Source organism: Streptomyces sp. NBC_00193, assembly GCF_026342735.1.
GTDB lineage: Bacteria > Actinomycetota > Actinomycetes > Streptomycetales > Streptomycetaceae > Streptomyces > Streptomyces stoeckheimensis.
The window spans coordinates 5804244-5830505 of record NZ_JAPEMM010000001.1 but is presented as its reverse complement, the minus strand read 5'-3'; the positions used below and the strand labels follow the sequence as shown (position 1 = coordinate 5830505).

General features: G+C 73.2%; 21 protein-coding genes. 7 read left to right on the top strand and 14 right to left on the bottom strand.

All coding sequences use genetic code 11. The features are described 5' to 3' along the window. Positions 1-122 precede the first annotated feature (122 nt). A complete protein-coding gene (locus tag OG898_RS26120; RefSeq protein ID WP_266960457.1) occupies positions 123-1772 on the top strand; it encodes a carbohydrate binding domain-containing protein in 1650 nt (549 codons plus the stop codon). A 65-nt stretch (positions 1773-1837) separates the two neighbouring features. Here the strand turns inward: OG898_RS26120 and OG898_RS26115 are convergent, their stop codons facing one another. After that, on the bottom strand, positions 1838-2482 hold the full coding sequence (locus tag OG898_RS26115) for a hypothetical protein (RefSeq protein WP_250740124.1): 645 nt from the start codon (positions 2480-2482) through the stop codon (positions 1838-1840). A gap of 611 nt (positions 2483-3093) precedes the next feature. Between OG898_RS26115 and OG898_RS26110 the strand changes: the two genes are divergently transcribed. Beyond that, entirely contained in the window at positions 3094-5604 is a 2511-nt protein-coding gene (locus tag OG898_RS26110; protein WP_266959539.1) for a SpoIIE family protein phosphatase, read from the top strand. A gap of 168 nt (positions 5605-5772) precedes the next feature. Next, a complete protein-coding gene (locus tag OG898_RS26105) occupies positions 5773-6009 on the top strand; it encodes a response regulator transcription factor (protein ID WP_250740126.1) in 237 nt (78 codons plus the stop codon). Here the strand turns inward: OG898_RS26105 and OG898_RS26100 are convergent. Both OG898_RS26100 and OG898_RS26095 read right to left on the bottom strand, forming a co-directional pair. Then, positions 5960-6988, bottom strand: a complete 1029-nt coding sequence (locus tag OG898_RS26100; protein ID WP_250740127.1) for a serine/threonine-protein kinase — start codon at positions 6986-6988, stop codon at positions 5960-5962. The two genes, OG898_RS26105 and OG898_RS26100, sit on opposite strands and share 50 nt — an antisense overlap. Positions 6989-7058: 70 nt before the next feature. Continuing rightward, complete coding sequence (locus OG898_RS26095; RefSeq protein WP_266959536.1) at positions 7059-7733, bottom strand: DUF998 domain-containing protein; 675 nt, start codon at positions 7731-7733, stop codon at positions 7059-7061. 164 nt (positions 7734-7897) lie between these two features. Here OG898_RS26095 and OG898_RS26090 point away from each other — a divergent pair, with 164 nt between their 5' ends. From OG898_RS26090 to OG898_RS26075, 4 genes are all read left to right on the top strand, one after another. After that, on the top strand, positions 7898-8221 hold the full coding sequence (locus tag OG898_RS26090) for a YciI family protein (protein ID WP_266959534.1): 324 nt from the start codon (positions 7898-7900) through the stop codon (positions 8219-8221). 3 nt (positions 8222-8224) lie between these two features. Then, complete coding sequence (locus tag OG898_RS26085) at positions 8225-10210, top strand: sigma-70 family RNA polymerase sigma factor (RefSeq protein ID WP_266959533.1); 1986 nt, start codon at positions 8225-8227, stop codon at positions 10208-10210. Between the two features lie 246 nt (positions 10211-10456). After that, positions 10457-10825: a hypothetical protein gene (locus tag OG898_RS26080; protein ID WP_266959531.1), complete on the top strand. Its 369-nt coding sequence runs from the start codon at positions 10457-10459 to the stop codon at positions 10823-10825. Between the two features lie 41 nt (positions 10826-10866). Beyond that, the gene (locus OG898_RS26075; RefSeq protein ID WP_250740132.1) at positions 10867-11607 is read left to right on the top strand and encodes a class I SAM-dependent methyltransferase; all 741 of its coding nucleotides are present in this window, start codon (positions 10867-10869) and stop codon (positions 11605-11607) included. 16 nt (positions 11608-11623) lie between these two features. Here OG898_RS26075 and OG898_RS26070 read toward each other — a convergent pair whose 3' ends face one another. From OG898_RS26070 to OG898_RS26020, 11 genes are all read right to left on the bottom strand, one after another. Then, a complete protein-coding gene (locus tag OG898_RS26070) occupies positions 11624-12172 on the bottom strand; it encodes an NADPH-dependent FMN reductase (protein WP_250740133.1) in 549 nt (182 codons plus the stop codon). A gap of 58 nt (positions 12173-12230) precedes the next feature. Further along, positions 12231-13049 (bottom strand): phosphate ABC transporter ATP-binding protein, encoded by an 819-nt coding sequence (locus tag OG898_RS26065; protein WP_266959528.1) that lies wholly within the window; start codon positions 13047-13049, stop codon positions 12231-12233. A gap of 11 nt (positions 13050-13060) precedes the next feature. Further along, positions 13061-13960, bottom strand: coding sequence for a sortase (locus OG898_RS26060; protein ID WP_266959526.1), 900 nt, complete (start codon positions 13958-13960; stop codon positions 13061-13063). A gap of 86 nt (positions 13961-14046) precedes the next feature. Further along, entirely contained in the window at positions 14047-16065 is a 2019-nt protein-coding gene (locus tag OG898_RS26055) for a DUF916 domain-containing protein (RefSeq protein ID WP_266959524.1), read from the bottom strand. 111 nt (positions 16066-16176) lie between these two features. Continuing rightward, positions 16177-17733, bottom strand: coding sequence for an Ig-like domain repeat protein (locus tag OG898_RS26050; protein WP_266959522.1), 1557 nt, complete (start codon positions 17731-17733; stop codon positions 16177-16179). Between the two features lie 55 nt (positions 17734-17788). Next, positions 17789-18784 carry a substrate-binding domain-containing protein gene (locus OG898_RS26045; RefSeq protein ID WP_266959520.1) on the bottom strand — a complete coding sequence of 332 codons (996 nt, stop codon included), beginning with the start codon at positions 18782-18784 and terminating at the stop codon, positions 17789-17791. A 100-nt stretch (positions 18785-18884) separates the two neighbouring features. Continuing rightward, positions 18885-21650, bottom strand: coding sequence for a hypothetical protein (locus tag OG898_RS26040; RefSeq protein ID WP_266959518.1), 2766 nt, complete (start codon positions 21648-21650; stop codon positions 18885-18887). Further along, a complete protein-coding gene (locus tag OG898_RS26035) occupies positions 21650-23437 on the bottom strand; it encodes a phosphate ABC transporter substrate-binding protein PstS (protein ID WP_266959516.1) in 1788 nt (595 codons plus the stop codon). Before OG898_RS26035 ends, OG898_RS26040 begins: the two co-directional genes overlap by 1 nt. A 69-nt stretch (positions 23438-23506) precedes the next feature. Further along, on the bottom strand, positions 23507-24841 hold the full coding sequence (gene pstA, locus OG898_RS26030; protein WP_250740141.1) for a phosphate ABC transporter permease PstA: 1335 nt from the start codon (positions 24839-24841) through the stop codon (positions 23507-23509). Continuing rightward, a complete protein-coding gene (gene pstC / locus OG898_RS26025) occupies positions 24838-25860 on the bottom strand; it encodes a phosphate ABC transporter permease subunit PstC (protein ID WP_250740142.1) in 1023 nt (340 codons plus the stop codon). Before pstC ends, pstA begins: the two co-directional genes overlap by 4 nt. Next, positions 25857-26261 (bottom strand): hypothetical protein, encoded by a 405-nt coding sequence (locus OG898_RS26020; protein ID WP_250740143.1) that lies wholly within the window; start codon positions 26259-26261, stop codon positions 25857-25859. Before OG898_RS26020 ends, pstC begins: the two co-directional genes overlap by 4 nt. Between the last annotated feature and the right edge of the window lies 1 nt (position 26262).

Here is a 26262-nt window from a genome sequence, read left to right as displayed (position 1 = left end):
CCGTCCCCACACGTCCCCGGCGGGCCGCACGACGCCCACGCTTGCGCGTCTGCGCTCGATGCCGTCCCCCCATTCCCACTGGAGGCACTTCCTTGCGTACCCCCAACCGAACCCGAACCCGGCTGGCCTGCGCCCTCGGCGCGACCCTGCTCGGCGCGGCCGCGGTGCTGACCTCTCCCGGTGCGGCCTTCGGCGCCAACATCCTCTCGAACGGCGACTTCGAGTCCGGCACCACGGCCGGCTGGTCCTGTTCCGGCGGGCTCGGCTCCGTGGTCGGCTCGCCCGTGCACGGCGGGAGCAAGGCCCTGGCCGGCGCGGCCAGTGCGAGCGACAACGCCAAGTGCGTCCAGACCGTCGCCGTACAGCCCAACACCAGCTACACGCTCTCCGCCTGGGTCCGCGGCAGCTACGTCTACCTCGGGGTCACCGGCGGCGCCTCCACGTGGACCCCCTCGGCGTCCGCCTACACCAAGCTGACCGTCGCCTTCACCACCGGCGCCTCCCAGACCAGCGCGGAGGTCTACCTCAACGGCTGGTACGGACAGGGCACTTACTACGCCGACGACATCACCCTGGACGGCCCGGGCGGCACCGTCGACACCCAGGCGCCCACCGTGCCCGGCAGCCTCACCGCCACCGGCAAGACCTCCACCACGGCGTCCCTGAGCTGGAACGCGTCCACCGACAACGTCGGCTTGAACGGCTACGACGTCTACCAGGGCGGGACCAAGGTCGCCACCTCGGGGACGACCAGCGCGACCGTCAGCGGCCTGACCCCCAGCACCGCCTACGCGTTCACCGTGCGCGCCCGCGACGCCGCGGGGAACACCTCGGCCGCCTCGAACACCGTCAACGTCACCACCGACACCGGGACCACGCCGCCGGCCGGCTTCAAGCAGGCCGCGCCGTACCTCTACCTCGGCTGGGGCAACCCGCCGAGCCCGACCACCGTGATGAACGCGACCGGCACCAAGTGGTTCACCATGGCGTTCATCCTCTCCTCCGGCGGCTGCAACCCGTCCTGGGACGGCCAGCGCCCGCTGACCGGCGGCGTGGACCAGAGCACCATCGCCTCGATCCGCGCGGCGGGCGGCGACATCGTGCCCTCCATCGGCGGCTGGCAGGGCAACAAGCTCGGCCCCAACTGCTCCAGCGCCGAGGCCCTGGCCGGCGCCTACCAGCAGGTCATCAACGCGTACGGCCTCAAGGCCATCGACGTGGACATAGAGAACACCGACGAGTTCGAGAACGCCGTGGTCCAGGACCGCATCCTCGGCGCCCTCAAGATCGTCAAGCAGAACAACCCCGGTCTGAAGACCATCCTGACCTTCGGCACCTCCACCAGCGGCCCGACCAGCTGGGGCAACCGCCTGATCGAGCAGTCCAAGGCGCTGAACGCCGGCATCGACGTCTTCACGATCATGCCCTTCGACTTCGGCAACGCCTCGACGGACATGTACGCCAGCACCGTCAGCGCGACCGAGGGCCTCAAGGCCAAGCTGAAGTCCACCTACGGATGGGACGACGCGACCGCCTACTCCCACATCGGCATCTCGGGCATGAACGGCATCAGCGACACCCAGGAGACCACCACCGTCCAGAACTGGACCGACATCCGCAACTGGGCCAACTCCCACCACATCGCGCGCCTCGCCTTCTGGTCGGTGAACCGCGACCGCGGCTGCCCCGGCGGCGGCCTGCAGGAGACCTGCTCCGGCATCGCCCAGAGCGACTGGCAGTTCACCTCCATCACGGCCGGCTTCACCGGCTGATCCACCACCTCGCAGCACCGGGGGCCGTCGCGGAGTTCCGCGGCGGCCCCCGGCCTCGCGCGGTGTCAGGAACCGGCCGGGGCCGCCCCCTCGGCGCGGGCCCGGGCCCGTACGGCCTCCGGGTACCGGCGGGTGAAGCGCAGGGCCCCGACGATGGTGAGGACCTGGATGATCCAGCCGGTCCAGGCGTTCTCCGGGTCCCGCAGCACGAGGTCGCCGTACGCCCCCACGGCCGCGTTGATCAGGAAGGCCAGTCCCCAGACCCCGGTGATCACGTAGTTGGTCCGCTTGAAGACCGGCGTGTCCCAGAACTTCCGGTCGACCTGCTCCCGGGCGTACTGGAGGGTGAACGGCATCCCGGCCAGGATGGAACCGAGGGCGACGGCGAAGAGGGTGACGTTCGCGATCTCGCCCGCGTAGGTCTCCAGCCAGCGTCGTGTGCCGTCACTGGCGAAGATCCCGACGACCGTGAGGATCGCGAAGAACACGACGTCGGCGAGTTCCAGGATCTTCAGCGAGGAGCCGGGATTCAGCAGCCGGCTGCCGACGACGAGGCAGACGGAGATGGCCAGGGCCAGCCCCACCGCCCATTCGAAGCGTCCGGGCCCCACCACGAGGGCGAAGACGATCCAGGGGGACAGCCCCACGAACGGGCTGTCCAGGAACCGTGCCACCTTGTGCGTGCCGTGGGCACCAGCCGTGTGCGCCATGGGTCGGCCCTTCCTGCAGCAGCCTCGTCCGGTCCCCTTCCCAACGTACGCCGCACCCCCCGGACCGCACCCGGCGCGGGCGGCGGTGCCCTGGCGAGGTGCCCGGCAAGGTGTTCGCCGAGACCGGCGCCGCCCACCTCCAGGAGGCGGCCGCGGCGCCTGTCAAGTAACGAGAAGCCGGGTCTACGGCCTCGCGCCGCCTCCGGGCACGGTGGGAAGCGACCGTCCTGCACACCGCGGGAGCGACGCGCCACCGGGACCGAAGGCAGGCAGCCATGAACGACATCGCCACCATCGGGCTCGGCCGCCGCTTCCCCGGCGCACCCGGGAGGAGCTCCCCGACCCGGTCCGGGACCGGTTTCCGGTCCACGCCCGGTTTCTGGAGCACGCCCGCGTTCCGGAGCACGCCGCGGACACCGCACGCGCCCGCCCCGAGCTCCTGGACCAGCACGTCGGCGCGGTATTCGACGTACTCGACGCGGCGGACCGTACGCCGCTGGCAGCCTCGGCCCACGCCCCAGGCGCGCCCCCGCACTGCGTTGGTGCTCGCTGCCGCGCCGGATGATGCTTGTCAGTGGAGCCCCTGGCCAGCGAAGGCGAGATGAGCGGCGATGGAGCAAGTTCCCACCCCTCCCGGTGAGCGGCAGGCCCGGACCACGCACGCCTCCCCTGGGGCGGCGTACACGGCCACGGCCACCGTCAGCGAACAGGGCATCGTGACCGGGTGGAGCGAGGAGGCCCGCCGGCTGCTCGGCTACGCGCCCTCGGAGGTCGTGGGGCGGCCCGCCTCGGAACTGCTCGCGGACCGGTCCGGCGGATCCGGCGGTACGGGCACTGCGCCCGGTACGGACACTGCGGCGCGGCCGGTCGCGCCCGGACAGGAGCGGTGGAGCGGCACCGTCCCGCTGCGCCACCGGGACGGCCGGCGGCTGGACGCGGGACTGCTCGCGCACCGCAGGGCGGCCGCCGGCGGCACCGCCGAGTGGTTCGTCATGTCCGCCGTGACGGGCCGGCCCGAGCCCTCCTGGGACGGGCCCCTGGGCGAATGGGCCTTCGACCGGTCCCCCTGCGTCCTGGCGGTCTTCGACGAGGACCTGCGGCTGGTGCGGGCGAACGCGGGCATGCACCGCGCGCTCTCCCTCACGGAGGCCGAGATGCACGGGCTGCGCCTGTCGGAGATCGCCCCCGACGCGGTGAGCGAGGAGACCGAGCGGGGAATGCGCCGGGTCCTGGAGACCGGCGAGCCGCAGTCCGTGGAGGGCTTCGTGCTGCCGCCCGGCGCGGGCGCGGCGCACGGCTGGGCGACCTCGCTGGCCCCCGTACCGGGTCCGGACGGCCGGGTGCGGGCCGTGTACCTGACCGCGCACGACAAGGCCGCGGGAGACACCGCCCCGCGGCAGGCGCTCCCGCCGACCCTCGCCGGCGCCCGCAGCGGCCAGGGCAGCAGCCCCGGCACCGGCAGCGGTAGCACCGGCACCGGCACCACCCCGGACAGTGCCCGCACCGTGCAGGACCTGGCCGACGCGGCCGTCCCCCGGTTCGCCGACCTGGCGATCGTCGACCTGCTGGAACCCTCCCTCCGCGGTGAGGTCCCGGCCCGGAGTCCCGGGACCGGCGCCCTCACGGTGACCCGCAGCGCCGTACGGTCGGTCCTCGGCGGGAGCCGGGAGAGCCGGTTCGCGGTCGGGGAGACGACCGTCTACCCGGCGCTGTCGCCCCCCGCGGAGTGCCTGGCCGCAGGGCGGGGCGCCGTGTACGGGACCGCCGACCCGGCCGTCTCCCGGTGGGTCGCGCAGGATCCCACGGCCGGCTGGATCAGCGAGTACGGGACCCATTCGATGATGCTGGTGCCGCTGCGCGACGGCGGCACCACCCTGGGCCTGGCCGTCTTCAGCCGTCACCAGAACTCCGAGCCCTTCGACCCCGAGGACCTGCGGCTGGCCGAGGAGCTCACGGCCAGGGCGGCCACCGGCATCCACCGTGCGCGCCGGACCGCCAGGGAGCACACCAGCACCATGACGCTGCAGCGCAGCCTGCTCCCCCACACCCTGCCCGTGCAGTCGGCGCTGGAGATCGCCTCCCGCTATCTGCCGGCCGCGGGCGAGGCCGGTGTGGGCGGCGACTGGTTCGACGTGATCCCGCTGTCCGGAGCCCGGGTGGCCCTGGTCGTGGGCGATGTCGTCGGCCACGGCATGCGCGCCTCCGCCACCATGGGCCGGCTGCGCACCGCCGTGCGCACCCTGGCCGACGTGGACCTGTCGCCGGACGAGCTGCTCACCCACCTCGACGACCTGATCATCCACCTGTCGGCGGACGAGACGGGCGGCGGCGGGGAGGCTGCCGGGGGCATCGGCACCACGTGCCTGTACGTGGTGTACGACCCGGTGACCCGCCGGTGCACCGCCGCCCGGGCCGGTCATCCCCCGCCCGCCGTGGTCTCCCCCGAGGGCTCCGCGTACCTGCTCGACGTCCCGGCGGGGCCGCCGCTGGGCCTGGGGGGCCTGCCCTTCGAGACCGTCGAGGTCGAACTTCCCGAGGGCAGCCTCCTCGCGCTGTACACCGACGGCCTCCTGCAGGCCCGCGACCACGACATCGACGAGGCCCTGGACAGCATGCTCGCGGCCCTGGTCCGGCCCTCCTCCACCCTGGACACCGTGTGCGACCGGGTGCTGACGGCTCTGCTGACCCATCGTCCCGATGACGACGTGGCCCTGCTCGTCGCCCGGACCCGCGCCCTGCACACCGACAAGGTCGCCGTCTGGGACCTGCCGTCCGACCCCTCCCTGGTCGGGCAGGCCCGCCGCGACGCCACCGACCAGCTGACGGTCTGGGGGCTCGACGAGGCCGCCTTCGTCACCGAGCTCGTGGTCAGCGAACTGGTCACCAACGCCATCCGCTACGGCAAGCCGCCCGTACAGCTCCGGCTGATCCACGAGGGCACCACGCTGATCTGCGAGGTCTCGGACTCGAGCGGGACCGCCCCGCACATGCGGCGGGCCCGGATCTTCGACGAGGGCGGGCGCGGCCTGCTGCTGGTCGCGCAGCTCACCCAGCGCTGGGGCACCCGGCACACCCTCTTCGGCAAGACCATCTGGGCCGAGCAGTCCCTGGTCGACTTCTGAGGACCTTCTCCCCTGCCCTGTTACGCCCCCGTGACAGACGACGGACACGCTCATGAACTCCGACCGACAGTCTCTTTAACACGGACATACACCCACATTCGTGGATATGTTCTCTGCTTTCAAAGGTGCGAGCAGCCGTGATGACTGAGCCGAAGCGGAGGAAGTCCCATGAGCCTCACACTGGTCGCGCCGCACACCGAAGCCGAAGCCACCGCAGCCACCCTCGCCCCGCGTGAGCAGGAGGCCCTGCGCTACATCGCCGCCGGGTGCACCTACGTGCAGACGGCCCGCTCGATGGGACTCTCCAAGCACACGGTCGACGCCTACCTGCGCCGCATCCGGGCCAAGCTGAACATCAACACCACGGCGGAGATGACCCGCCTGGCCATCTCCATGGGCCTGTGAACACCGGCCGGGCCCAGTCCGGGGGCTCCCTGGGCGGCACTGCGCTCACCGCATCCCCGGACTGCGGAGCGACGGCCCGCCGGGCCGGTGCGGGGGCGGTGGCGGTGGCGGCACGCAGCGCCGCCACGAATTCCAGGCAGGAGTCGTAGCGGTCCTCCGGGACCTTCGCCAGAGCCTTGGCCAGTACGGCGCCCGCCTCCGGCGCGATGTCGGGCCGCTTCTCCGCCAGGGGAGGCGGCTCGTCGTACTGGTGCGCCCACAGCAGCGCGGGGGCGTCGTCCCGGACGAAGGGCGGCCCGCCGGCGAGGGTCTCGTAGACGACACAGCCGAGGCTGTAGACGTCGCACCTCCCGTCGACCGGACGCCCGGAGATCTGCTCCGGCGCCATGTAGTCGACGGTGCCGACGAACTCGCCCGCCGTGGTGAATCCGGTGAGCGCCAGCGATTTCTTCGTCAGCCCGAAGTCCGTGAGGTAGATGTGCTCCGGGTGCTCGCTGTCGGTGCCCTCGGCGACCAGGACGTTGGCGGGTTTGACGTCCCGGTGCACGAGATCGTGCTCGTGGGCCGCGTCGAGCGCCGATGCCACCTGCGCGGCGATGCGCAGCGCGGTCGGGACGGGCAGGGGGCCCTCCTGGCCCAGCAGGGTCCGCAGGTCCGGCCCGGCGACGTAGCGCATGGCGATGTAGAGGACCCCGTCGGTCTCGCCGGCTTCGAAGACGGGCACGATGTGCGGGTGCTCGATCCTGGCGGCGACCCGGGCTTCGTGGGCGAAGCGGCGCCGGAAGACCTCGTCGCGCACGCGCTCCGGGGCGATCAGCTTGAGCGCGACCGTACGGTCCAGGCGCAGGTCCTTGGCCTGGTAGACGACGGCCATGCCGCCCCGGCCGATGATGCGCTCGATCCGGTAGCCGGCGATCTGCCTCCCGATCAGGCCGGAGGCACGGCCCGTATAAAGGCCCCGGTTCGCTGCCGTGCCCATCAGGCGCCTCCCGTGGCAAGTCTATCCAGTGATCCACACGCACGCCCGTGGGGCGACGGGTCCTGGCGGGTCAGACGCCGCGGCGGCTGCGCCGGGCGACCACGGAGATCCAGAGCATCGCCGTGACGGCTCCGACGGCCAGGGTCAGGGTGCCTGCCCGGCCTCCGCCCATCGCCCAGCCGTTGCCGATCAGGAGGGCCGTACCGGCGACGCGGGAGGCCTGCGCGTACCGGCGGTTCCCGGCGCGGCCGAAGTGGCGGCCCAGGACGTAGCAGGCGGCGATCAGCGAGGTGAAGGTGACCGAGCCGGCGGCGAAGTGGGCGTAGCTGTGCCAGGTGAGCGCGGCGGCCTCCGCGGAGGGGGCTCCCGCGGGGAAGCCGTCGACCGGGTCCATGACGAAGGCTCCCGCGGCGATCATGCCGAGGCCGCCGATCCGGACCAGCCGTGGGGCCCAGGTGCCTCCCGGGGTGCCCCGCAGGGCCCGGTGCAGGCCGCTCGCCCCGAGGACGAGGAGGGTTCCGGCGAGCAGGAAGTTGGTGATCTGGAGCCAGCCGAGGCTGCCGTTGCTCAGGGCGCTGAGCGGGTGGCGGGTGATGTCGAAGCCCTGGCGGGTCGCGGCCTGGGTCAGGGAGACGACCGCCCACAGCGGGGAGGCCACGACCGCGCAGGTGAGGAGGGAGCGGGTGGTGGAGGAGGAGCGGGCGGCGGCGGAGGAGCGGGCGGCGGTGGGGGCCTGGGTGCTCATGGCGGGTACCTCTCGGGTTCGTCGAACGCGGTTCTCTTTTGGTTCTCGCCGGTACGTCGAACCGGAAAAGTGACAGGGAATGGGCGCGTTCCCTGTCACATCGGCGGTTCGACGTGTAGGCAGGGTGCGGGCAGCAGCTCGGCACCACGAGACGAGGAGTCCCCATGCGCTACCTGATGACGACGAAGCCTTCCGAGACCACCCCCGACGAGCGGCTGTACGCCGAGATGGGCAAGTTCATCGAGGAGCTGACCGCGGCCGGCGTACTGCTGGCCACGGGCGGACTGGAGCCGGGCGGCATCGTGGTGACCTCCGCCGGTGAGGAGATCACCGTGACGGACGGGCCGTTCGCCGAGGCCAAGGAGGCCGTGGCCGGTTTCGCGCTGATCGAGGTCCGGTCCCGGGAAGAGGCGATCGAGCTGGCCCGCCGCTTCCGCAGGATCGTCGGCGACGGCGAGAGCGTGGTCCAGCAGGTCTTCGGCCCCTGATCCGTGCCGGACATCTCGCGGACGATCGACGCGGTCTGGAAGCTCGAATCGGCCAAGATCATCGCCACGCTGACGCGCATGGTGCACGACGTCGGCCTGGCCGAGGAACTGGCCCAGGACGCGCTCGTCGCCGCGCTCGAACAATGGCCAGGCGCCGGGGTCCCGGACAACCCCGGCGCCTGGCTGACGACCACCGCCAAACGGCGGGCGGTCGACCACATCCGGCGCTCCCGGATGCTGACGGACAAACAGGAACAGCTCGCCCACGAGCTGGAGGAAGGCCAGGGGCGGCAGGAACGGCAGGAGCCCGAACACGACGACGACGTCCTGCGGCTGATGTTCCTCTCCTGCCACCCCGTGCTGCCGACCGAGGCCCGTGCGGCGCTCACGCTCCGGCTGCTGGGCGGTCTGACGGCCGAGGAGATCGCACGGGCCTTCCTCGTCACGGCGGCCGTCGTCACCCGGCGCATCGCCACGGCCAAGCGCACGCTGGCCGAGCACCGCGTGCCCTTCGACCTGCCGGAGGGGCCGGAACTGCCCGAGCGGCTGTCCTCGGTGCTGGAGGTCATCTACCTGATCTTCAACGAGGGCTACTCGGCCACCTCCGGCGACGATCTGATGCGCCCCGGACTCTGCCTCGAAGCGCTCCGGCTGGGCCGGCTGCTGGCCGAGCTGGCCCCCCGGGAGGCCGAGGTGCACGCCCTGGTCGCGCTGATGGAGATCCAGGCCTCCCGTTCGGCGGCGCGCACCGGGCCCTCGGGCGAGCCCGTCCAGCTCCACGAGCAGAACCGGGGGCGCTGGGACCAACTGCTGGTCCGCCGCGGTTTCACCGCGATGCTGCGCGCGCGGGAGGCCGGCGGGGCCCCGGGCCCGTACATGCTGCAAGCGGCGATCGCCGTGTGCCATGCGCAGGCGCGCACCGCCGAGGAGACCGACTGGGCGCAGATCGCGACCCTGTACGGAGCATTGGACCGGCTGCGGCCGACGGCGGTGGTCCGGCTCAACCGGGCGGTGGCGCTCGGGATGGCGTACGGGCCGCAGGCCGGCCTCGACCTGGTCGACTCCCTGGTCGCCGATCCCGTACTCCGTGACTACCACCTCCTCCCCAGCGTCCGGGGAGACCTGCTGCTGCGCCTGGGCCGCGGCCCGGAGGCGCGGCAGGAGTTCCTCCGGGCGGCGGCCCTCGCCAGGAACGCCGCCGAGCGCGCCTTCCTGCACCGGCGCGCACAGGAGGTGCCCGCCACGGCGGCGCCGGGCCCGACCCTGGGCGGGGCCGCACAGGGGTTCCTGGGCCGGGCGGATCTGGACGCCGCGACGGTCCGCTCGTACGGCCAGACCCTGCGCCGGCTGCGCCTGGACCTCGGCGACGGCATGCCGCTGTCCCGGCTGACGGCCGAGGAGGTGGCACGGGTGTGCGCGGCCGCCTGGGGCGGTGCGGCGGCCAGGACCTGGAACCGGCACCGCTCGGCCGTACGCTCCTTCGGTGCCTGGGCCGGCCTGGACGGGCTCGCGGCCGGGCTGGAGCGACGCGCCGAAACCCGCCCCCGGGCGTCCGCCCTGGGGCCCGCGCAGCTCGATGCGCTGTGGAGCGACCCCGAAGTGCCGTTGCGGGAAAAGACGTTGTGGCTGCTCCTGCACGAATCGGCGGCGGGGGTGAAGGCCGTCCTGTCCCTGGACGTGGAGGACCTGGACCTGGAGGACCGCCGGGCCCGCGCGGGCCGCACCTGGGTGAGCTGGCGCTCCGGGACGGCCCGCCTCCTGCCCGTCCTGCTGGCCGGCCGCACCCGTGGCCCGGTGTTCCTCTCCGACCGGCGTCCCGGCCCGGCCCGGACCCCCGGCCCGGCCGACCTGTGCCCGGACACGGGCCGGCGCCGCCTGTCCTACGAGCGGGCCGAGCACCTCTTCAAGCAGGCCACCAGAGCCCTGGACCCGACGCACGAGGGCTACACCCTGCGCCGCCTCAAACCCGGTCCGGAAGAAACTCCGTAGACCGCCTACCGGCGGCGCCACACCCGCTTCTGCCGGGGCGGGCGCGGCTTGCGGTTCTGGAGGCCGTGGATGACGAGCATCGTTGCCTGAACGGCACCGGCAACCGCTGTTGCCAGGGTGAGCAGTTCGACCATGCCGGGATCAAGGGGGAGGGGGCAGACCCGCGGAGGAACACCTCCGGCGGTGGCCGCGAAGCCTACGGAGAGGAGAAGCTGTTGGAGGCGGGGCACGAGCTGGCCGGCCCTCGTGCTCGGGCTGACCTGGCTGGCGATCCTGGCCGTCGAGATACCCCAGATACCCCAGCACCTGCAGCGGTTCCCGCTTCGGCACGTCCACGGAACGCCTCCGGAAGCGGTGCGGGTGCCCGGGTCCTGGCGGCGCCCGGGACAGCCGGAGATCGCCTGGTACGTGGGACAGGAAGATCGCCAGGGCGTCACCGCCGTACTGCGGGCGCACCACCCCTCCACCCTGCTCTCCTACCGGCCCACGGCCGGATGGCTCCGGCTGTCCGAGGCCACACCGGGCGTCGGGTACCCGGACCAGCTCCCCTGGCTGCGGGACCGGGGCGCCGACGTGGCCCGCCTCTTCCGGACCGAGGACCGGCCGGTGCCCTAATCGTGTTGACCGCCCCCGGCCGGAAGTGCTGGAGTCGGGCCGTGGACAGCATCCCCGCCAACCGGCGGTTCTGGAACCGGATCAGCAGCGCCTACCAGCACGAGCACGACCCGCACATCGGCGCCGCACCCCGGCTGTGGGGCATGTACTCGATCCCCGACGCGCACCTGCACGCCCTGGGCGATGTCACCGGCAAGCGCGTCCTCGAACTCGGCTGCGGCGCCGGCCAGTGGTCCAGGGCGCTCGCCGCCGAGGGCGCCTCCGTGGTCGGGTTCGACCTCTCCGAAGCCCAGCTCGCCGCAGCGGCCGACGCGATGGGAGCGGCCCGCTACCCGCTCGTGCAAGGCGCCGCCGAACAGCTTCCCTTCGCCGCGGACAGCTTCGACCTGGTGTTCTGCGACTTCGGTGGGCTCAGCTGGGCGTCCCCGCACCTGGCCGTCCCGCAGGCCGCGCGCGTCCTGCGCCGAGGCGGGCGCCTGGTGTTCAACGTCGCCAGTCCGTGGTTCGAAGCGTGCTACGACGAAGCCGCCGGCCGCGTGACCACGACGCTGCAGAAGGACTACTTCGGCCTGAACACCATCGCCGAGGACGAGGGCGCGACCAGCTACCAGCTCACCTACGGCGACTGGGTCAGGGTCCTGCGCGGCGCGGGCCTCGTCATCGACGACCTCATCGAGCCCCGGCCCGAACGCGGAACCCCCAACGGCTACAACGAAACCGACCCACCCGACTGGGCACACCACTGGCCGGCGGAACTGCTCTGGATCACCCACAAACCGTAATCCCGCAAGACGGGCCCTAGCCCTGGTCCGCCAGCAGGGTGAGGATGTGAGTGAGTCGGGTGCGTACGGACTCGTCGGTGATGGTGCCGTCCGCGGCGAGCTTGCTGCGGTCCACGGGGATCCGGGCGCACGCCTCGGCCCTGATGTCGGCGCCGGTGTAGCCGAGGACGGTCCGCAGGGTGGCCTCCGCGCCCTCGCCGCGTCCCGGGGCCGCCGCGTTCACCCAGGCGACGGGCTTGTCGCAGATCTCGGTGCCGCCGACCGTCCAGTCCAGGAGGTTCTTGAAGGAACCCGGCAGGGTGCCGGCGTACTCCGGGGTGCAGATGAGGACCGCGGCCGCCTCGGCGATCGCCGCGCGCAGTCCGGCCACGGGACCCGGCAGCGGTGCGGCGTCGTCGTCGGGGTTGAAGTGCGGGAGGTCCGCCAGCCCCTCGTAGAGGACCGTCCGCACGTGCGCGGGGGCCGCCGCTCGTGCGGTGCGCAGGACGGTCTCGTTGGAGGAGGCGGCCCGCAGGCTCCCCGACAGCAAGAGGATGACGGGCAGTGGCAGCGGCAGTGTGGACATGGGCCCCAATGTAGTGATCCGTTGCCGGGCCCGGCCGTCGGGGGCGGCCCGCCGGGGGTCAGCCGAAGCGGCCCTGGACGTAGTCCGAGGTGCGCGGGTCGGCGGGGGCGGAGAACATGGCTTCCGTCGGTCCGTGTTCCACGATCTGTCCGGGCGTGCCCTGTTCCGCGAGGAAGAAGGCGCACTGGTCGGAAACCCGGGCCGCCTGCTGCATGTTGTGCGTCACGATCACGATGGTGACCTCGTCGGCCAGCTCGCGGACGGTCTCCTCGATGCGGCGCGTGGACGTGGGGTCCAGGGCCGAGCAGGGTTCGTCCATGAGCAGGATCCGCGGCCGGACCGCGAGGGAGCGGGCGATGCACAGGCGCTGCTGCTGGCCGCCGGAGAGCGCGCCGCCCGGCTGGCGCAGCCGGTCCTGGACCTCCTTCCACAGCCCGGCCTTGGTCAGGCACTCCTCCACCAGCTCGTCCTTCTCGGCCGCCGAGGCACGGGTGCCCGTCAGCTTGAGGCCCGCCGTGACGTTGTCGTAGACCGACATCGCCGGGAAGGGGTTCGGCTTCTGGAAGACCATGCCGATCCGGCGGCGGGCATCGGTGAGGCGGCGGCCGCGGGCGTAGACGTCCTCGCCGTCGAGGAGTACCTCACCGGCCAGTTCGGCGCCCGGGATCAGCTCGTGCATCCGGTTCAGGATCCGCAGGAAGGTGGACTTCCCGCAGCCCGAAGGGCCGATCAGGGCCGTGACCCGGCCGCCGGGCATCGTCAGGGAGACCCGGTTGAGGACCTTGCGGCCGCCGAACCACGCCGAGACGTCGCGCGCGTCGAGGGTGGACGCTCCCGTTGCGGGGAGCGTGGGAAGGGGGAGCGTCTGCGTCGTCATCACGGCCTCGTTCACAGGAGGTTGGGCAGGAGGAGGGCGGCCTGGTCGGCGACCGCGAGGCCGAGGGCGGCCAGCACCGGGAAGCCCACCAGCCAGGTGTGCGCGCGGCCCCAGCGGATCCGCGCCCAGGCGAGGGCCGCCGCGGCGAGCAGCAGCGCCTGCGCCCACAGGACCAGCGGGAACCAGGCCGAGGTCTGGCTCCCGAGGGGGGCCTCGTCCGCGGCCAGCCGTCCCGGGGTGCGGCCGCCTGACTGCTGGACGGGCGTGGTGAGTTCCGCGTCGACGTGGACCACGCCGTCCGGCATGTACGGGGTCCCGTCCGCGGTCATCAGGGTGAGCAGGGCCGCGTCACCGGTCGGCCGGACCGGCTGCGGGTCGCCCGCGCGTCGGACGCCCAGCACCTTGTACGTGTGCTCGCCCTGGCCGGTGACGACGAGGAAGGTCTCCCCGCGCTCCAGGTCCGCGATGTGGGCGAAGGGGCCGCCGTAGCCCGCCTGGCGGCCCATGAGGATGCTCGTCCCGGGCTGGCCGGGCAGGACCGTGCCGCGCCGGTGGCCGGGCCCGGAGGCCAGTACCCCGGAGGTGGTCGCCTCGCGGACCACCTCGCGCAGCCCGATCTGCGGGATCTCCAGCAGGGCGACGGGGCTGCCCGGGGTGGTCGGCCCCAGCGGGGCGGTGGCGTTGGCGAGGCCTTCGCGCAGCTGCGCGTACCCCACCCGGCGGTCCCGTTCGTGGCGCAGGTGTCCCAGCGGGCCCACTTCCGCGACGAAGCCGAGGAGCAGGGCGCCCAGGATGGCCAGGGCCGCGCCGGTGGCCCACAGGCCGGGTGGGCCCGTACGCCCCGCCGGGGCCTCGGGGGCTCCGGCGGGGTCGGGGCGCACGTCCACCGGCGGGGTGGAGGTGGCTGTCATCGTGTCTTCTCCGAATGCGGAAGCGGATGCTGCGGGAATGCGGATGCTGCGGTCGGTCGCCCGCGAAGGTCGGTCGCCCGCGAAGGTCAGTTGCCCGCGAAGGTCAGCAGGCCGCGGCGGCGGGCCCACCAGACGAGCCCGCCGCCGGTGACGACGAGGACCCCGGAGAGCAGGCCGACCGCGGTGGCGTCGGCGCCGGTGTTGGCGAGGCCACCGGGGCCTCCCGAGCCTCCGGCCGCTCCGCCCGTGACGTTGGTGGAGACGCCCACGCTGCTGCCGCCGCTCGTGGTCGTCCCGGTGGAGGCCGACCCGGTCGGGGAGGGGGTATCGGTCGGGGTCGGGGTGGGGGACGCCGAGTCCGAGGGGGTCGGGGTCGGGGTGGCGGTCGGGCTCGGGGTGGGCGTCGCGGTGGGGGTCGGGGTGGGAGTCGGGCTCGCGGTGGGGGTCGGCGTGGGGGTCGGCGTCTGGTTGCCCGTCCCCGGGTCCGTGGTCTGGTACGCGGTGTTGGAGGTGAACCACAGCGAGGCCGCAAACGTCCCGTAGGTGTCCGTGCCGAAGGCCTTGCGGCACACGACCGTCAGGTCGTAGCGGCCTTCGAGGGTGGTGAAGCCGGCCTGGTTCGCGTAGTCCCGCATGGTCATCGTCAGCGGGACGTTGATGCCGCCCGACGGCGCCGGCGGGTACGTGCTGATGGGCGAGTTGCCGACCACGTTGAGGCCCTCGGCCGGGAAGCCCTTGCCGGCCACCGTGACCAGGATGTTCGTGGAGGGATCCGGGCAGGCGGCCGAGGTGGTCAGGTCGACGCTGCTGCCGTCGTTGCCCGTGGCGGGGTTGATCTTCGCCGAGCCGGTCGGAGCGGCGTGGGCCGTCGTCGGCACGGTCAGGGCGGCCAGGCCCACGAGGGCGGCGGCGGCCGCGGTCGCGGCGCCTGCCGCGGATCGCCGGCGGGTGCGGGTGAACTGCACGATGGGCTCCTTCTTGGCGTTCTGGCGTTCGTTGGCATCCGAGGTGGCGCGCCGGCGGGCCGACGCGGTGACCGCGGCCGCTGCGCGGGCCAGGCGCCTGCGGCGCCACACCCACAGCCCGCCCGCGGTGATCACGAGGACCAGCGCGAGCAGCGCCCACGGGACCGTCCACAGCGACACCGATCGGGTCAGGGACGGAAGTTTGGGGTCCACGCCGTCGCGGGCGGCGACCGGCTGGACGGAGACGACGGCGGAGGACCGCAGCACCTGCGCCACCCCGTCGGCCTTGGCGGTGATCGTCAGCGAGGTGCCGGGCAGCAGGTCGCCGAGGTCCTTCGCGCCGTCCGCGGTGACGGAGGTGCCGAACAGGCCGTTGATGCGCACGGCCTGCCGGGCGCCGAGCCGCACGTTGCCCGTGTTGCGCAGGGTGTAGGTGACGGTCGCCGAGCCCTCGGAGAAGGGGTTCGCGGATCCCTCGTACGAGGCGGCGACCTGCTGGACCTCCAGGCGCGGGGTGAGGGTCCCCGCAGCGCGGATGTAGACGCGGGCGCCGACCCGCTGGTCGAGCTTGACCTTGTTGCCCTGGCCGTCCTGGGCTCCGGCGGCGAGCGAGGCTACGATGCCGCCGGTGTGGTCCCCGGGGGTGACCTCGCGGGGGACGGTGACGGTGAAGGGGACGACGACGTTGCCCTTGGGCGGGACGGTCACCGTGTCCTTCTCCAGCTTGATCCAGCTGCCCGCGTCCTTCGGGGCCCGGCCGGCCGGGAGCAGGTCGAAGCCGCCGTCGAGGGTGTTGACCGCGTCGCTCGCGTAGACGGCGAGGGTGAGCGGTTCCTCGCCGTAGTTCCAGATGGCGATCTGGTCGCGCGTCGTGGCTCCGCCGGTGACCCCGTAGGAGAAGTGGGGCCGTGCGTCGGGCCCCTTCGGCCCGGCGGGCTGCACGCCGAAGGTGGACTTGCGGTCCTCCCCGGGAGCGGCCGGGGCCGAGGACGCGGCGTGCGCGGGCGCTGCGGCGAGCAGCCCGGCCGAGACGAGCAGCCCGACGAGCGTGAGCAGCGCGAGCAGCAGGGAGGGGAGCGGGGCCGCGGCCGGCGGGCCGGGGCGGCCGCCGCGCCGGGCGGCGGGGGCGGTGGGGTTCATGGCTCGGGCGTCCGATCCGGGGAAGGGGGGCGGCGGGTCCAGGTGTCAGGGGCGGGTCGGAACGGACCGCACGGAGGCGCGGACCGCTCCGACCCGGGGCTCACGCCTGGATCAGATGGCGGTGAGCGTGAGGGTCGCGGAGTACGTGCCGGCGACCGTGGAGGTCGGGACGTTCAGCGCCAGGTCGGCGGTGACGTGCGCGGTGCCGAGTCCGGTGCCGTTGGCGAGTGTGCGGGCGGACTTGAGGCCCGCCGTGCCCGCGTCGCCGGTGGCCGCACCGTGCGCGGCGGCGACGGCGGAACCGGGCGTCACCGTCTGCGCGGGCGCCTTGTCGACGAGCTTCGGGCTCCAGCCCAGGTTCTGGCCGTTGATGGCGTGGGTGGCACCGTCGGAGAAGTCGGTGACCTGGCCGCTGACGGTCCAGCCCGGGTTGCCGGCGCGGGTGTCGGTGAGGGTGACCGGGTTGATGGAACCGGCCGTGGTCAGCAGGTCCCCGTCGGAGTTGAGCACCGGCGAGGGCAGGGTGACCTGCGGGTTGGCGACGCTGATGGCCAGCGCGCCCGAGTTGACGGTGGTGGTGATCGTCTCGGAGGCGGAGACACCGGCGAAGGCGCCCACCACGTACGGGATCGCGCCCGAGTCGGAGCCGGTGAAGGCACCCGCGTCGGCCGGGACGAACACGGCGGTGAAGGAGTGGTTGCCCACCGGGAGGCTGCTGGTGTTCAGCACCGCGGTGCCGCCCGCCACCGGGACGGTGCCCAGGGTGACGGTGGAGCCGCCGACGGTGTCGGTGAACTTCACCGCGCCCGCAGCGCCCGCGGGGGTGACCGTACCGGTCAGGGTCACCGGGCTGAACTGCGGCGCGGTGGCGGCCGGGGAAACGGCCAGGGCGGTCGTGGTCGTCGCGGCCGGAACGGCCGTGACCACGTAGGAGACGGCGGAGGAGGCCGAGCCGTTGTACGAGGCGCTCGCCGGCGTGAAGACGGCCGTCAGGCTGTGCGTACCGGCGGTCAGGTTGGACGTGGTGAGCGCCGCGGTGCCGTTGTTCACGGTGACCGGGGTGCCCAGGTCGGCCGCGCCGTCCTTGAACTGGACGGTGCCGCCGGCGCCGGCCGGGGTGACGCCCGCGGTGAGGGTGACCGGGGTGCCCGCCTGCGCGGGGCCGGCCGGGGTGACCGCGAGCGAGGTGACGGTGTCGGTCTTCACCGCCGGGTCGGTGTTCTGGTAGGTGGTGTTCGACGTGAACCAGATCGCGCCGGTGTAGTCGCCGAGGCTGGTGCCGTTGAAGGCGGTCCGGCAGATCACGGTGAAGTCGTACTTGCCCTGCAGGGTGGTGAAGCCCGCCTGGCTGGCGTAGTCCCGCATGGTGGAGGTCAGCGGGATGACCATGCCGCCGTTGGCGGCGGTCGGGTAGGTCGCGATGGGCGAGTTGCCGACCACGTTCAGGCCCTCGGCCGGGAAGCCGGAACCCGCCACCGTGACCAGCACGTTGGTGGCGTTGGCCGGGCAGGCGGCCGAGGTCGTGAAGGCGATGCCGGACGTGTCCGCGCCGGTCGCCGGGTTGATCTCGATGGTGCCGATCGGGGCGGCGTACGCGGCGCTCGCCCCGGCCAGACCCGCCGCGAAGGCGGTGGTCACGGCGGCGACCCCCAGGGCCATGGTCCGCATAACTCTGTTCTTCAGCACAACGTCTCCAGATGTGAAGCTCGGGCGGCGATCAGGGTCAGGGGGTCTGCTTGGTGGTGTCGCCACAGTTCGGGCTGGCGGCGAAGCCGTAGGTGTTGATCACCGAGGTCTGCTTGCAGATCTCGGAGGTGGCGCCGACGAAGACGGTGCTCCACGGAGCCACGGCGACCTTGCTGGTCGGGATCACGTTGTAGACGTCGCGCTTCACGCCGAACCCGCTGTTGAGGACGGTGGGCGCCGTGCCGTCGACCGTGCCGAGGATGGCGCGGCCGCGCAGGTCCGCGATCGTCTGCGAGGACTGCGACTGGTACTGGGCGATGGAGAACGGCACGATCGACTTGTCGTCGAGGAGGCGGCCGTCGTGCTCCTGCACCGGGGTGGTGCCCTTCTTGTCCTTGATGCAGGGGTAGATGCCCGCGACCACATCGGCGTCCGTGATCCCCATCTGGGACTCCCAGAAGCTGCGGGTGCCCGAGCCGGCCTGCGGCAGGTAGACCGTCATGCCGAAGTTGGGGCCCGTGCCGACGTAGTTCGGGTCGCAGTGGTAGATCGCCTTCAGGTCGGCCAGCGACAGCTTGCGCGGGATCGCCGAGCCGGGGGTGATCGCGTAGCTGACGCCGTCGACCGCGAAGGGCACGTAGGTCAGGCCCGGGGCCGCCGCCGCCAGGTTCAGCGAGGAGGAACGGGCGAAGTCCAGACAGCCGTTGTTCGCCTGGAGGGAGGTGAGCAGCGTGGAGCGGCCGGCGCCCGAGCCGTTGGGGCGGGCGATGGTGCAGTTCGCGTTGACCGCCGGGTCCTTGGTGGTGATGTTGGCGGAGCCGGTGGAGTCGTAGGAGCCGATGACCTTCTGGCCGTTCACGGTGATGGCCGCGGCCAGGCCGTTCATGACGTCCTGGGTGGTGTCGGAGCCGACGCCGGAGAGCTGGCGGTACGGCGGCGGGCCCGACGGGTCGGCGGCGGCGAGGCCGGCCCCGGCGATGGTCGCCGCGAGAGCGAAGGCCGAGACGCCGAAGGCGATTTTCTTCTTGTTCACTTGGGATGACCCCTCAGCTAGGCTGCGCCCGGGGTGGTGCCCGGCGCGCGTGGGATGAAGTTCCGTTGGCGCGGATTGGTCAGACGGTTGTCGCCGGGCATCACCTCCTTTCGTCGTCCTGGTCCGGTGGGGTCCAGTCCCTCGGGCCGGTCTTCTTGTGGGTCGCCCAGTCCGCCGGCAGGTCCGCGGGCCCGCCGGACGCCACGGGCGCTCCCCCGGCCGCGCCGCGCAGCGACCGCAGCCGGAGCAGGGCCCCGGGCAGGCAGCGCGGGAGCACCGGTCCCGCGAAGGCGGCCAGCGCCCCGACCACGAGGCAGATCAGCAGGACGTTGCGGATGGCTCCGACGCCCCAGTCCGGGGTGGTTCCCGCCGCCTGAGCCACCGGGGCGCCCGAGGTGCCGGTGGTGCCCGTGGCCCCCGCGGCGCCCGTGATCCCCGCCGGGGTGCTCGGTGAGGCCGCGGCGGGGCCGGGCACGGCCGCCCCGCCCGCCGCGCCGCCGCCCGCCGTCGAGGCCCCGGAGGCGGAGGTTCCCGTACCGGCCGAGCCGGATCCGCCGGGAACCGCCGCGCCGCCCGTGCCGGACGGCGTACCGCCGACGGCGCCCGGAGCCGGGGCCGTCGGGGCCGAGGGCTCCGGAGCGGGCGTCGGCTTCTTGCCCGCCTCGGCGCTGACCCGCTGCGCCGCCGCCCGGGTCTGGGCGCGCAGGGCCTCCGGCAGCGGGGCGTAGCCGTGCGGCAGGCTGCCCGCGGACACGCCGGGGGTCTGCCCCTGGGCGGCCGCGTAGGCCAGCAGGGCGCCGTAGTCCTTGCCCTCCGCCTGCGTGAGGTCGGCGGGCACGGTGGCGGCGTAGGTGAGGACGGTGAGCGGGTAGGCCGCCGGGTCCGCGGCCGCCGGGTCGGGCGAGCTGACCCCGTCGGTCCCGGCCTTGCGCGCGTTCGCTGCGGCGATCAGTGCGGCCGGCTCGGGGGCGACGAACGTACCTGCCGCGTTGAGGAGTTCGGCCCGCACCAGGCCGTAGCGGTCGGCGGTCGCGGTGTCGGTGACGGCGAGCACGGCGCGCGAGCCGGCGAGCTGCGGCGGGTCCTTCTTGTACGCGGGCGGGGTGGCCGTGGCGTCCCAGGAGGTACGGGCCAGGGTGTCCCCGCGGCTCGCGGCGCGCGCGGCGGCGTGCATGTCGGTGGCGTAGGGGTGCTTGTCCTGGATGCAGAGCGGGTTGTTCGGGTGCTCCTCCGGGAACGGCTGGCAGTACGGGTCGCTCTTGGGGAAGGTGTCCACCGGCAGCACCAGCCCCCGGTAGTTCGGGTTCACGGCCATGCCGGCGTACGCGGCGTCCCCGTGCGCGCCCGTGTTGTCGGGCGTGCCGTCGAGGAACTCCCGGGCGGCCGGGTCCCGGGACACCCACTCCCACAGCTGCCGGGTGGTGTCGGCGAGCGGCTGCGGGACCAGGGCGTCACCGAGCTTGCCGCCGAAGTCCAGTCCCGCGTAGGTGGGGTTGTGCCGCATGAACTCCGGGTCGCGGCCCAGGTTCGCCGGGTTCTTCGCGGTGCTTTCGGCGAAGCGCGAGTTGCCGTCCTGGTAGGACTCGGTCAGCAGCTTCGCCACCAGCCTCGGGGTCAGCCGCAGGCTGCCGAGCCGGGTTCCGTTGCGGGCCTTGACCTCGTCGGGGGCCTGGAATCCGGCCTGGCTCTCGATGAAGAAGCCGATGGTGATGCCGGAGAGGGCCACGGGTGCGTAGACGGGCTTGCGCACGGGGTCGGCCGGCGCCGGCCGGCCGAGGAAGACCAGCCCGGGGGCGCCGGAGAGCAGTTTGACGCGGGCGGTCTCGTCGGGGACCTGGGCGTAGCCGTAGATGGCCTTGCCGCCGGTCCGGCACAGGGCGGGCTGCCAGCGGGTGACGGCCTCGGCGGCCATCTCGCTGCCGATGGTGCCGCGTTCCTCGGCGCCGATCGGGCAGTAGCTGCCCAGGGGTTCGAAGCCGAGCGGGACGACGATGCGCTGCTTCCAGTTGGCCGGGCTGAGCGGGGAGGACTGGAGCTGTCCGCTGGACTGCGCGGTGTACGGGCTGCCGTCGACCTCCTTCTCGCCGCGCGGCACGATCACCAGCCAGCAGCCACGTCCCGTCGCGGGGACCTGGGCCCCGGGGATCGCGGAGCCGCAGCCGAGGCCGGGGGCCTCGACGGCGGTCTGGGTCTCGAACCAGACCTCGCCGGCGCCGCGGGCGTTGGTGCGGGCGTACGGGACCTCGTTGGTGCTGTTGACGTCGTAGAACTCGTTCCAGTTGCCCGGACTCACAGGGTCCCCGCCCACCGTGCGGAAGGGGGCGAACGAGATCCCGCTCGGGGTGGGGGGCGGCAGCGGCTCGTGCTCCGCGTCCTGGAGGTTGGCGCCGTAGTTGAGCTGGCGGGTGTTGGTGTAGGCCCCGGCCTGGTTGCCCGCGGAGCCGAGGGCGGAGGAAGCGCCGAACTGGCACTGGTCGACGGCGGGCCCGGTGGCCTCGTCGCCCCAGCACTGCATGATCTGCAGGTAGTTGGCGCTGTAGGCGGTGTCGGAGACGGTGGGCTTGCCGCCGGTCCAGGAGATCTTGACGACCTGGCCGACGAGGTTGCGGGTCTGACCGACCGTCACCTTGAGGTCGGCGAAGTCGCCGGTCCCGGACACGGTGACCTCGGAGCCCTCCCCGCCGGCCGCGTATGCGGCCTGCGGCCCCAGCCCGGCGGGCCCGGAGGTGGCGACCACCGGGAGCAGCACCAGGCAGAGCGAGCCGAAGAGCAGCCGGATCCGGCGCGTGCGGAACGGCGTGCGGAACGGGGTGCGGAACGGGGTGCGGAACGGGGTGCGGAACGGGGTGCGGAACGGAGTGCGCATCAGGACCCTCCCCCCGTGCGCCCGCGCCGCGTCAGGCGCCGGGTGAGCAGCGGCGGGGCGACCGTGACGGCCAGCAGGATCAGTGCGCCGAGCACCATCAGGACGGTCTGCAGGGTTCCGCCGATGCCGGTGGAGGTGGTGACCGGGATCCCGAACAGGTCGGCCGCGCCCGCCGCGAGGGGCTGTCCGGTCACCGGGTCCACTCCCCCGCCGTCCGCGCCGCCACTGCCCGGGCCGTCGCCCGTACCGCCGGTGGCGGCTGCGGCGCCGCTCCCGCCGTCGGCTCCGCCCGTACCGCCCGAGGCGGCCGCGCCCCCGGAACCTCCCGTGGCTCCGCCGGAGCCCGTGCCACCCGTGGCGCCGCCCGTGCCGCCCGTACCACCGCCGGAGGCAGCCGCGCCGCCGGAAGCCGCCCCGCCGCCGCCCGAACCACCGTTCTGGGTCGGGGTCTTGTTGCCGCCGGTGCCGGTCTCGCACTGGGTGGGGCCCTGCTTGTCGCAGGCGGCGGGCTTCGGGGCGGTCTCGGCCAGGATGTTCCTGCCGTCGGGCGAGAAGGTGGGGTTGCGGCAGTTCTTGATGTCGATGTTGGCCACGGCCACGCCGGGGATGCGGCGCACCTGCTCCAGCCCCGCCTGGACGAGGTTGATGGGGAGCGGCGAGTAGCCGAGCCGGTCGACGGAGCGCTGTCCCTCGCAGAGGAAGTAGTAGGCGAAGGCGCCGAGCGCCTTGCCCTTCTGCGGGTTGAAGTTCGACTCCTGCGCCGTCGGGATGATCATGTAGCTGTAGCTGGAGAGCGGGTAGGTCCGCTCGTCGGCCCCCGTGTAGACGCCCTCCAGCTTCTGCGTGAGGTCGACGGGGTCGATCTGTGCCTTGCCGAGCGACACGGCGACGTTCTGGGCGGTGGGCTCGGTGTAGTAGCCCGAGCTGTTGAGGACCTTGACGACGGGGAAGCCCGTCGTGGAGACCGCGTAGGAGTACTCCACGTACGTGATGGTGCCGACGTTGCCCTCTTGGGCCACGTAGCCGGAGACGCCGTTGGAGCCGGACTGGCCGACGAACCCGCGGCCCGCGGCGGTGGGGAAGTTGGAGGTCTGGCCGCAGGGGGTGGAGCGGCCCGCCTTGCCGCAGTAGGCGTCCCACAGCGCTCCGTGCTGCGTGCTCATCCACTTGGTCAGCTGGGCCGTCGTGCCCGAGCCGTCGGAACGGACGACGGGGACGATCTTGCGGGCGGGGAGGGCCGCGGCGAGGCCCGGGTTGTCGGCCTTGATCGCCGGGTCGTTCCAGGTGGTGATCACACCGGTGAAGATCTTGGCCACGTTCTCGCCGGAGAGGCGGAGGTTGGTGACCCGGCGGTTGCCGATCTTGAGGTTGTACATGAAGGCCGTGCCGCCCGCGACGATCGGCATGTACGCGAACTTCCGTGCGGGCGGCGGGTCCACGACCCCCGAGTCCTTGATCCCGTAGGGGATCTCGGAGACCGCGTAGTCGACGGTTCCGTTGCGGAACTGGTTGCGGCCGTCGGACGATCCGGTGCCGCTGTAGTTGACCGTCATGCCGTACTGCTTGACGTTGGCCCGCCACTGGTCCAGGGCGTTCTGGCTCCAGGTGGAACCCGCGCCGGAGACCGGCACGTAGCTCTCGGCGGCGGCAGGCGCCGCGCCGGGCAGGACGGCGGCCAGCGCCGCCAGGACCAGCGCGAGTCCGCGGACGAGGAGCCGTCCGCGCCGGGCGGGTGCGCGCGCGCCCGAGGGGGCACGCACCGGGTATGCCGGGGGTCGTCCGGGCATGGGTAACTCTCCTGATCGGTCACAGATCGTACGAATGGACGCGGCGCGGGCCGCGAAGAGCGGGGCGGGCTACGCCCGGGGCGGAGGAAGCGCCTGCCACCCCTGTGGCTCCGGCCCCCCGGCCTCTTCTTCGGCCAGGGCGAGGTCCCGCTCGGCGGCCCGGGCCCGCATCCGCTCCACGTCACGGGCGGACGCCAGGACCCGGCGGTGCTGCGCGCCGCGGCCGAGCTGGCCCGGTGCCTTGCCGCCGATGACGCGGGCGAGCACGAAGAGCAGCAGCACCAGCGCCATGAGCAGGGCGGCGCAGCCGAACCCCCGGGCGATCATGGACTTCTCCGGGGACTGGACCAGGCTGAACACCGCGAGCGGCAGCGAGAGTTGCGGGCCGTCGAAGGGATTGGCGTTGAGCCCGCCCGCAATGCCGGAGGTGAGCAGCACCGGGGAGGTCTCCCCGATGCCGCGGGCGGTGCCCAGGATGACGGCGGTGGTCAGTCCGGAGCGGGACGTGGGCAGGACCACGGTCCACACGGTGCGCCACTGGCCGGCGCCCAGGGCGTAGGAGGCCTCCTTCAGTGAGCCCGGCACCAGCCGGATCACCACGTCGGAGGCCCTGATGACGATCGGCAGCATCATCACGGACAGCGCGAGGGCGGCGGCGAAGCCGGACTTGTCGAAGTGGAGCAGCAGGATCCAGGTCGCGTAGACGAACAGCCCGGCCACGATGGAGGGCAGCGCCGTCATGGCTTCGACGATGGTGCGGACGAACCGCGCGTAGCGGCCCGGGACTTCGTTGAGGAACACCGCGCAGGCCAGCCCCAGCGGCACCGAGACCGCCAGTGCGATGCCGATCTGCTCCAGGGTGCCGACGATGGCGTGCAGCGCCCCGCCCTGGCTCAGCGGCTCCAGCGGACCGGTCGCGGCCATGTCCTCGGTGAAGAAGTTGAGGTGGGCCAGGGCGTCCCAGCCGCGCATGAGCACGTAGCCGACGACGAGCACCAGGGCCGTCATGAGCAGGGCGGCGATGCTGTGCACCAGGGCCTGCGCGAGGCGCGCCCGCACGGTGGCGGCGGATTCGTCGAGGGACACGAGGACGGCGTAGAGCGCCATGAAGGACAGGTAGAGGACGACCGCGAAGCCGAGGGGCGCGTTGAAGGGCAGGAGCCGGCCGAACAGCAGGGCGGTCACCGCGAGCGCGGAGGCGGCCGCGCCCACCATGGCGAGGACGTCGCGCAGGTGCAGGGTCGCGGTGTTGCGCCGCTGCTCGGGCGGGACCCCGGCTCCGTCGAGCAGCACGGGCGGGCGGACGGTGGCGGCGGTGGGAGCGCCCGGAGCACCTGGGGTACCCGGAGCTCCCGGAGCGTCGGCGGCGCCCGGGCCGTGCGGCCGGTGCGTGAGGGCGGTCATGCGTCGGCCCCCGCTCCGGAGCGGCTGCGGGCCACGACCGAGGAGGCGATGAAGTTGACCACCAGGGTCATCAGGAAGAGGGTGAGGCCGGCCGCCATCAGGGCGGATATCCCGAGGGGGCTGGCCGAGCCGTAGCGCAGGGCGATCAGGGCGGACACGGAGATGGCGCCGTTCTGGAGGATGTGCGGCTGGATCACGAAGACAGGCGAGATGATCAGGTAGACGGCGATCGTCTCTCCCAGCGCGCGGCCGAGCCCGAGCATGGTGCCGCCGATGATCCCGCCCCTGCCGAAGGGCAGGACGACGGAGCGGATGACGCCCCACGGTGTGGCGCCGAGCGCGAAGGCTCCCTCGCGCTCGCCGGGCGGCGCCTGGGCGAAGGCCTCGCGCATCACCGAACAGGCGATCGGCGTCACCATCAGCGCGACGACCATGCCCGCGATGAAGGTGGAGGAGGTGTAGAAGGTGTTCGGGCTGAGCGGGTCGCGCGGGTCGTCCCCGTCGACCGCGAAGGGCGGGAACCAGCCCAGGTACGTGGTGAGCCAGCGGGACAGGCCGACCACGTGCGGCTGGAAGAGGAACAGCCCCCACAGGCCGTAGACCACGCTGGGCACCGCGGCCATCAGGTCGACGAGGCTGATCAGGGTCTGCTTGATGCGGCGCGGCGCGTACTCGGTGATGTACAGGGCGGTGCCCATCGCCAGCGGCAGCGCGAAGAGGATCGCGACGCCGCCGATGAGCAGGGTGCCGATCAGGACCGCCGCCACACCGAAGTTGTGGGAGTCGGGCTCCCAGGCGGAGGTGGTGAGGAAGGCCCATCCGGCATCGTCCAGGGCCGTCAGGGCGCGGCCTCCGAGGAAGACGCCGACCAAAGTCATGACGAGCAGGACGGCGGCGCCGGCGGCGCGGGCCGAGCCCCGGAAGATCCGGTCGGCCGGATCGCCGCTCTTGGCGAGGGCCCGCGGGGTGACGTGCTCGTCGTCGGGGGCGGCCGGGGGGATCACCGTGGTCGCGGTCACCGCAGGCCTCCCCCGCGCAGGGCCAGCCCCGGGACGTCCCCGGCACCGGGCAGCCGCAGACCGCGCAGCCGCCGGGTGTGGGTGACGCCGGTGGCCACCTGCGCCTCGGCGACGGCGGACAGGAACAGCTGGAGGCTGTGGCGGCATTCGCGCTGGCGGCGGAAGGTGCGTACGGCCACGGCCACGCACTGCTCGTCGAGGGCGAGCTGCCAGGTCCAGGCGCCGACACCGGAACCGGACAGGACGCCGGCCGCAGCGGTGGACATCGCCACGACCGGGACGGCCTCGCCGATCCGCTCCCGGAGCCGTTCGACGGCCGTACAGCAGGCGCCGAGGGCGCGGAACACGGAAGGGCTGCGGCCGAGTTCGTGATTGTTGGAGCCGACCAGGCGCCAGCTCACG

Bases quoted from the DNA above. Each gene is read 5' to 3' on its own strand.
- OG898_RS26115 (WP_250740124.1), bottom strand. From the start codon at position 2,482: ATGGCGCACACGGCTGGTGCCCACGGCACGCACAAGGTGGCACGGTTC.
- OG898_RS26110 (WP_266959539.1), top strand. From the start codon at position 3,094: ATGGAGCAAGTTCCCACCCCTCCCGGTGAGCGGCAGGCCCGGACCACG.
- OG898_RS26105 (WP_250740126.1), top strand. From the start codon at position 5,773: ATGAGCCTCACACTGGTCGCGCCGCACACCGAAGCCGAAGCCACCGCA.
- OG898_RS26100 (WP_250740127.1), bottom strand. From the start codon at position 6,988: ATGGGCACGGCAGCGAACCGGGGCCTTTATACGGGCCGTGCCTCCGGC.
- OG898_RS26095 (WP_266959536.1), bottom strand. From the start codon at position 7,733: ATGAGCACCCAGGCCCCCACCGCCGCCCGCTCCTCCGCCGCCGCCCGC.
- OG898_RS26090 (WP_266959534.1), top strand. From the start codon at position 7,898: ATGCGCTACCTGATGACGACGAAGCCTTCCGAGACCACCCCCGACGAG.
- OG898_RS26070 (WP_250740133.1), bottom strand. From the start codon at position 12,172: ATGTCCACACTGCCGCTGCCACTGCCCGTCATCCTCTTGCTGTCGGGG.
- OG898_RS26065 (WP_266959528.1), bottom strand. From the start codon at position 13,049: ATGACGACGCAGACGCTCCCCCTTCCCACGCTCCCCGCAACGGGAGCG.
- OG898_RS26060 (WP_266959526.1), bottom strand. From the start codon at position 13,960: ATGACAGCCACCTCCACCCCGCCGGTGGACGTGCGCCCCGACCCCGCC.
- OG898_RS26055 (WP_266959524.1), bottom strand. From the start codon at position 16,065: ATGAACCCCACCGCCCCCGCCGCCCGGCGCGGCGGCCGCCCCGGCCCG.
- OG898_RS26050 (WP_266959522.1), bottom strand. From the start codon at position 17,733: ATGCGGACCATGGCCCTGGGGGTCGCCGCCGTGACCACCGCCTTCGCG.
- OG898_RS26040 (WP_266959518.1), bottom strand. From the start codon at position 21,650: ATGCGCACTCCGTTCCGCACCCCGTTCCGCACCCCGTTCCGCACCCCG.
- OG898_RS26035 (WP_266959516.1), bottom strand. From the start codon at position 23,437: ATGCCCGGACGACCCCCGGCATACCCGGTGCGTGCCCCCTCGGGCGCG.
- pstA (WP_250740141.1), bottom strand. From the start codon at position 24,841: ATGACCGCCCTCACGCACCGGCCGCACGGCCCGGGCGCCGCCGACGCT.